7 protein-coding genes are annotated in these 6,866 nt (G+C 49.2%); 4 read left to right on the forward strand and 3 right to left on the reverse strand.

Going from position 1 to position 6,866, the window contains the following annotated elements; translation table 11 throughout:
• On the forward strand, window positions 1-247 hold a 247-nt coding region (locus ABGY95_RS06595), incomplete at its 5' end, for a hypothetical protein (RefSeq protein ID WP_347440899.1).
• A 362-nt stretch (window positions 248-609) separates the two neighbouring features.
• On the opposite strand, the gene ABGY95_RS06600 is transcribed toward ABGY95_RS06595, so the two are convergent.
• Both ABGY95_RS06600 and ABGY95_RS06605 read right to left on the reverse strand, forming a co-directional pair.
• Window positions 610-1,305 carry a pseudouridine synthase gene (locus tag ABGY95_RS06600; RefSeq protein WP_347440900.1) on the reverse strand — a complete coding sequence of 232 codons (696 nt, stop codon included), beginning with the start codon at window positions 1,303-1,305 and terminating at the stop codon, window positions 610-612.
• A gap of 41 nt (window positions 1,306-1,346) precedes the next feature.
• Window positions 1,347-2,609 (reverse strand): FtsW/RodA/SpoVE family cell cycle protein, encoded by a 1,263-nt coding sequence (locus ABGY95_RS06605; RefSeq protein ID WP_347440901.1) that lies wholly within the window; start codon window positions 2,607-2,609, stop codon window positions 1,347-1,349.
• A 164-nt stretch (window positions 2,610-2,773) separates the two neighbouring features.
• Here ABGY95_RS06605 and ABGY95_RS06610 point away from each other — a divergent pair, with 164 nt between their 5' ends.
• Together ABGY95_RS06610 and ffh are read left to right on the forward strand one after the other, a co-directional pair.
• Window positions 2,774-3,988 carry a polysaccharide deacetylase family protein gene (locus ABGY95_RS06610; RefSeq protein WP_347440902.1) on the forward strand — a complete coding sequence of 405 codons (1,215 nt, stop codon included), beginning with the start codon at window positions 2,774-2,776 and terminating at the stop codon, window positions 3,986-3,988.
• A gap of 31 nt (window positions 3,989-4,019) precedes the next feature.
• Window positions 4,020-5,468: a signal recognition particle protein gene (gene ffh / locus ABGY95_RS06615; RefSeq protein WP_347440903.1), complete on the forward strand. Its 1,449-nt coding sequence runs from the start codon at window positions 4,020-4,022 to the stop codon at window positions 5,466-5,468.
• Window positions 5,469-5,541: 73 nt separating this feature from the next.
• On the opposite strand, the gene ABGY95_RS06620 is transcribed toward ffh, so the two are convergent.
• Window positions 5,542-5,976, reverse strand: coding sequence for a hypothetical protein (locus tag ABGY95_RS06620; RefSeq protein ID WP_347440904.1), 435 nt, complete (start codon window positions 5,974-5,976; stop codon window positions 5,542-5,544).
• 262 nt (window positions 5,977-6,238) lie between these two features.
• Between ABGY95_RS06620 and ABGY95_RS06625 the strand changes: the two genes are divergently transcribed.
• The coding region (locus tag ABGY95_RS06625; RefSeq protein WP_347440905.1) for a spermine synthase at window positions 6,239-6,866 on the forward strand (628 nt) is incomplete at its 3' end.

A 6,866-nucleotide genomic window follows, 5' to 3' on the forward strand; every position in this document is an offset into this window, starting at 1 on the left:
CCATCTGTGCTGCATAGCGCGTGCAGCATTGATCCAACAGTTAGTCGTGAACCATATCTTTATGATGGCAATTGTTAGAGTTAAAAGAGCGCTGAGCTACGAAAAGGTGAGTGAAGTAATAAGTCAGCAATTAGGCACGCTGACTCTGAGTAGCTTAGGTGCTCCATTGACCCTAGAAGAACGGCATGTTTGGATGGATAAAAGATATCGTAAATCACTCCATGAAAGACTTTTAGCCATTAAGTGAACGCGTATGGGTAGCCGCTCGGAGAATTTCGAGGATCTAACGAGTAGATTCTTACAAGATTACGAGACATGTGAGGGTTTATGAGCACGCAAAGATAGGCAACATTATCGACTGCGTACTCTTGGTGCCGAAGCCTCGCATCTGCCATATTCACAAAAGCAATCTGGTTGTCGATAGTACCTTTCCAGAAGAGAAGTTTCACTTTTCCTGTCACCGTCCCGCGGCTCGGCCCTGTCACCGTCTTTTCTTGCCAAACAATGACTTGGGAATGAAGAGTGGAACTAACACAAAAGAGACTCAGCAAGCACAGGAGTGATCGCATGCATAGATTCCTAGCATGATGCAAAACGCAGGTGAAGCTCCTACTTCAAAAAGCTTTGAATCTCAGCATCATCAAGCTCGTAAAACTCACCTGGCTCAAGATCTCTCAGATTAACCATACCAATATTCTCACGCTTAAGTTCAAGCACCTTATTACCGACGGCCCCGAACATGCGCTTCACTTGATGGTACTTTCCTTCAGTAATTGTTAGGCGACCTTCGCGCTCGCCGAGCAACTCTAACTTGGCAGGAAGAGTGCGCTTTTCTTCCCCCCTTAGATACAAGCCTTCAGCAAAAATATCGACAATCTCTTCGTCGATAGGATCGATCAAAACAACATGATAGATCTTTTCACATGCAAACTTCGGCGAGGTGACTCGGTGGCTCCACTTTCCGTCACTGGTGAGAAGCACAAGACCAGTCGCATCTTTGTCGAGTCGTCCTGCGATATGGAGTTCCTTATGTGTGAAACCGTCCACTAGATCGATCACTGTGTCATCTTCTTCATCATCTCCAGTAGACGAAAGCACGTCTTCGGGTTTGTAGAGAGCTATGTAGACCTCACCTGATTCAGTGATGAGCTGGCCGTTGACCACGATCTCATCCTCAGACTTCACCTTGAGTCCTTGGTCCTTCACCACCACTCCATTCACCTTAGCTCTACCCGATAAGATAGCAGCTTTGGCCAATGAACGAGATGCTTCGGAATGGGTTGCTATGAATTTGTCGAGCCGCATTTATCGACGCTACGCAGCAGATTTACAAATTGCAAGCAAGGCTAGAGAGCTTCTCCTCGCTGGGTCCTTTCATTCGGGTTGGTTCGACCTTCACCTCGGCGTTTTCCAATGATCTGCCTGCGCCCACGACGAGACAAAGTGATAGGCTTTGAGATATCCTCGGCAGGCACCACATTCCGGTGCACCCAAACACTCTGGATAAAACCTAACATGAACATACACATCAACAAAAAGGTTCCCGAGTACGAAACCAACGGCAAAGGAATACCCGTGATTGGCATGATCCGTATGTGCATTCCTATATTCTCAAAAATATGCGCGAAGAACAGAGCTACCACGGCACAGACGATCACCTGTCCCGAGAGATCTCGACTATAGTAGGATATGAACAAAGCCTGAATCAACAGAACGGCATAAACAATGATCATCAAAAGACTCCCTTGAAAGCCCCATTCTTCAGCGATCACTGCGAAAATAAAGTCGTTGTGCGCGGTCTTCCATGGGATGTACTTTTTATCATGAATCGAACCTTTGTTCGCGTCGGCCATGTAACCAACTCCCTTATAGCCGGCTTTGCCGACAGCCATGCCAATATAATGCGGCGCGTAAGCATCCCCTTGGATGTCGACCTCACGATCGTTAAGCATATCAAGATAAAGCTCGATTCGCTGCGTGCCACGCTCAGATGCGCTAGGCAGTATGATAAAAAATAATGGCGGGATCATCGCTAGTCCTACTAGTAGAATAAAGCTCAAGTAGCGAAAGGGAATCCCTCCTGTCAGCATGACTACCCCCACCACTGGTAGCCAGACTAGCGCCGAGCCCATATCTCCCATGAGTGCTACCAAACCAAAAGGCACCAACGACATGACAGCAATCATGCTTATCTTGACTATTGGTAGACCTAACAACGGATGAAGCCGTGGCATTTGCTGCAGCATCATGGCCATCGCTATAAAACCAGCCACTACCATAAACTGGGCTGGCTGGAAGCTCACACCTGCGAAATTCAGTTGGTGCACTTCGTTGTCCACAAACATAGCAGCCACCATCAACCCCAAGCCAGCTAAATACATAGGGAGGGCCAGATATTTGATCCATCGGTAGTCTAACAGTGCTGTGATCAGATAGACACCACCACCGAGGATTGCCCACATCTTTTGACGGTCAGCATAGTACTCCCCACCTTGCGGCAAATGCCGAGCAGCACTCTCGATAGAGAAAACTCCGAACACAATAAGTCCCAACATGGGGAATAACAGCACCCAGTTCAGTCCTAAAAATTTGCGCAAAAGCGGAGTCATCGTGGCGGAGTCATCGTGCTAAAATCCTATGCACGATAATCACCGCCCCTTGCATAGCAAGCAAAGTTAGCGAACAATTCTTCATAGCTCCTATAAATACACAAGATTCACCGATATCAGTGTTTACAAAGCGACACCCCGCACTAGAGTTATCCTCTGTGACAATGAAGGTATTCACTACTATTTTTTTTAGCTTTTGCTTCGCCTACTGTGCGGCAGCTCAAGCTCCATTGACTCCTGCGGACTCCGAAAAAGCTGTAGTGGACGCAACTCGCCCACCCACCTTGGTAAAGTCTACCGATGACCACTCGTTGGTAACCGTCCTTGGCTACCACGACTTCACCAGCACTGGCGAAGCGACGGCGATGAAGCTACCGACTGATGCGTTTCGTAAGCAGCTCCAAGCCCTCAAGGATCTGAAACTAAAAATCCTCACGCTAGAAGAATTTTTGGCATGGAAAACGGGCAACCTTAAACTTCCTGAGCGCTCGGTATTGATCACTATCGATGATGGGTGGAAGACAGTCTACGACCACGCCTACCCAATCCTTAAAGAATTTGAATTTCCATTCACCTTATTCATCTACAAAAATTACGTCGACGGAGGTGGCAAGGCTCTCACCACCGCAATGGTAGAAGAAATGAAAGCAAATGGCGCTAGCGTCGGCTCACACTCAGTCTCACATCCCTACCCCAGTACGATCAGAAAGAAGATCCAACTAGGACCCGAAAAATACGCAGATTTCATCAATATTGAGCTGGGCGATTCGAAGCAATTTCTTGAAGAAAAATTCGGTGAAGCCATCACCACCTACGCCTACCCTGGCGGCTTCCATACTCCTGAAATGTTTGATGTGGCTAAAAAAGAAGGGTACGAATGCCTATTCACCGTTCATCCCGGTAAGGTCTCCAAAAAGTCCCCTAACATGACTTTGCCGCGCTACATCATCCTAGGCACGCACGATAGCGTGTTTGAGAATGCCACCCGCTTCCCTGCCACAGCCACCAGCACAGCTAGCCTTGGAGCATTCATCCAAAATATCCCCCACCCAGTCACCCCAGCAGCAGGCTCCACGATCGGTAATCGCCTGCCAATCATCTCAGCCGACCTCAGCGGCATCGAACAACTCGATCCAACTTCCTTAGTCATGCGCGTTGCCGGATTTGGCAAAGTTCCAGCAACTTTTGACCCAGAAAGTAAAAAATTCTCTTGGAAAGTCAACCGACGCCTGCGCAAACCTACCTGCGACATCACTGTGAGCTGGAAGCTACTAGAAGCTGAAAAGTATGAAAAACCAATGAGCTGGACATTCATCGTCAACAGGCGTGAAGCTTATCTTCCAACCACATCGCCATCACTGCCAGCAGCGCAGCAGTGAAACCACACTCTCTCAATTTTTTTAAAATATCATGTTCAACTCACTCTCAGATTCACTAGACAGCGCCTTCAAAAACATTCGAGGTCAGGGCAAAATTTCTGAAAAGAACATCAGCGATGCCCTTCGCGAGGTTCGCCTAGCTCTGCTCGAAGCTGACGTAGACTTCTCCGTAGCCAAACTCTTTATCAAAAATGTGAAGGAGCAAGCACTCGGTGAGAAAGTAATGAAGTCGGTCAAGCCAAGTGAGCAGATCGTCAAGATTTTCCACGACGAGCTCACCGCCCTTCTCGGTGGAGACAACGAGCCACTCGATCTCACACCGCCGGCACGCATCATGATGGTGGGCCTCAACGGAGCTGGTAAGACCACCACCTCTGCAAAGCTAGCAGCACGCCTCAAGAAAGAAGGCCGCCGACCACTACTCGTGGCTTGTGACCTCTACCGTCCAGCCGCGATCGACCAACTCGCCACGCTGGCCAAGCAAATCGATGTGCCAGTCTACACACCAGACCCATCTGAGACTGATCTAGTCAAAGTAGCAAAAGACGCGCTCAAGTGGGCAGACGGCCAGAATGGCACCTTGATGATTTTCGATACTGCTGGACGTCAAGAAGTCGACGACAAGCTCATTGGCGAGCTCAAAGAACTCCACACATTCCTCGCACCGAAAGAGACCCTCCTCGTTGCCGACGCCGCGACTGGTCAGCAAGCTGTGTCAGTAGCTAGCCACTTCGACGAAGCTGTCGGAATCACAGGAATCATCCTTTCAAAGCTCGACGGTGATGCTCGCGGTGGTGCGGCACTTTCCATGCGCACCATCACTGGCAAGCCAATCAAGTACTCAGGTGACGGTGAGAAAATCGATGACTTCACTGAGTTCCACCCAGAGCGTCTCGCCGGCCGTATCCTCGACATGGGTGACGTGGTATCCATGGTCGAACAGGTCGCTGACAAGATCGACGAAAAAGAGGCGATGAAGGCTGCCGAGCGCATGCAGTCAGGTAAATTCGACTTCAACGACTTCCTCAGTCAGATGAAAATGATCCGCTCGCTAGGACCACTCGATGGTCTTCTCAACATGCTTCCAGGCATGAAGAAAATGAAGAAGCAGATTCCAACTGACGCGCTCAACACGGATAAAATGAAGCACATGGAAGCCATCGTTCTCTCTATGACTCCTAAAGAACGTGAGCGTCCAGAAATCATCAAGGGCACCCGCCGTAAGCGTATCGCTAAAGGCTCAGGCACATCCGTTCTCGAAGTGAATCGCTTGCTCAAGCAATTTGGCGAAATGCGCAAGATGATGCGCTCTAAAGGCAAAATGAAGCAGATGATGGAGCAATTGGGCGGCATGCAAGGAATGGGCGACATGCTCGGTGGAGGCAAAGGCGGCGACCTCAACATGGACGACCTAGATATGAGCAAGCTCGGAGACATGGCCAAGAAGTTCGGCGGCAAAGGCGGCGGACTCCCATTCTAGGCCTAGACACCCTATCCTCTTAATATTTCAAAAGAGCCACCTTAGGGTGGCTCTTTTTTGTACCCAGCCCTGGCTACTGAGAATGCAGGAATGCGAGAGCAAATTCTCTGTGAGGATGCTCAGTGAGCCTTTCTTTGAGAGATGCCAATTCAGATAGCAGATCTTCCCCAAAGTGTTCAACGAGCAGAGCCTGATAGGCGGCATCGACATGCGCATGACGCACGGCATCCTGCCACGGAGCGGTAAAAACAAGATGGATTTCATCGTGAAACTGTCGCTCTTGTAGTGCCTCCCACTCCCCTTGATCGAACCAGACTCCACCGGTCATTGAACGGTCAATAGTAAACGGAAACCCATGACCAACTTTACAGCGAAGCATGATAGTCCCCGACTCTAGACAGATTTTAGCTGTGGTTGTCTCAACAAGCTCTGGGACATCAAAACTCGCTTCAGGTAGGTGCTCAAGTCGCGCTGGCAGCTTCTTCAACCACGACCAATAATTTTGCAAAGTTATGTAGTAACCGTGACTCTCTCTGGACAACAGTACGCCTCCAACCCGTCTAGAAGCTCCACCTTTATCATCTCAACATCGCGCGCAATTGGGCTATTCATGCAGAGTTTCTAACACATAAAATTCACCGAGCAAACATCCGTCTTTGGCTAAGGCCATAAACAGTAAAAGGCGCATTTCCGAAGCACACCATCTGGAGAAAATAAACTCACACTGCTCTAGGCTTGTTGATTTCCTCGTTTTAGTGAAGCCTGCGGTAATGAAGCCTTACATAGATCTCGGTGAGTCAGTGATGCCAGATGGGACAGTGTTCTCTCTGCACAAGCACGATAACGATTTTTACCTTAAGTTCAACGGCTTCGAGCTGATGAGCACGATCCAGACCTACTCTGAGGAGATGCTAGCTGACATTGGCTGTAAGCATATTTTACCAGATAAGAAGACAAGACCTGCGCACCCATCAGTACTTATTGGCGGACTTGGCTTGGGCTTCACCCTCAAACGCACACTCCAGTTAGTAGGCAAACCTGCCACCGTCGAAGTTGCCGAACTCATGCCGCCACTCATCGAGTGGAACCGCACGCACTTGGTCGAGTACAATGGGCCATTGCTTGATGACCATCGCACGAAAATTACCCAAGGTGACTTCTTCGATATCATCAACAGTAAGCCACCTAACAGCTACGACGTGCTATTAATCGACATCGACAACACGCCCGACGACTTGATCACGGCGGGAAACCACAAAATGTATTCCCCAGCCTTTCTTGGCAAACTTAAAACCATCCTTAAACCCGGTGGGTGTGTCACCTACTGGCTGTCTGAGCCTGCTCCAAAATTCAAGAAGCTGCTTGGTAAGGCCGGTTTCATTGTCGAAGAACACGCCG

The sequence above is a fragment of the Rubritalea sp. genome (assembly GCF_039830215.1).
Taxonomy (GTDB): domain Bacteria; phylum Verrucomicrobiota; class Verrucomicrobiia; order Verrucomicrobiales; family Akkermansiaceae; genus Rubritalea.

Coding starts and splice junctions, on each gene's coding strand:
- ABGY95_RS06610 (WP_347440902.1), top strand. CDS start 2,774: ATGAAGGTATTCACTACTATTTTTTTTAGCTTTTGCTTCGCCTACTGT.
- ffh (WP_347440903.1), top strand. CDS start 4,020: ATGTTCAACTCACTCTCAGATTCACTAGACAGCGCCTTCAAAAACATT.
- ABGY95_RS06600 (WP_347440900.1), bottom strand. CDS start 1,305: ATGCGGCTCGACAAATTCATAGCAACCCATTCCGAAGCATCTCGTTCA.
- ABGY95_RS06605 (WP_347440901.1), bottom strand. CDS start 2,609: ATGACTCCGCTTTTGCGCAAATTTTTAGGACTGAACTGGGTGCTGTTA.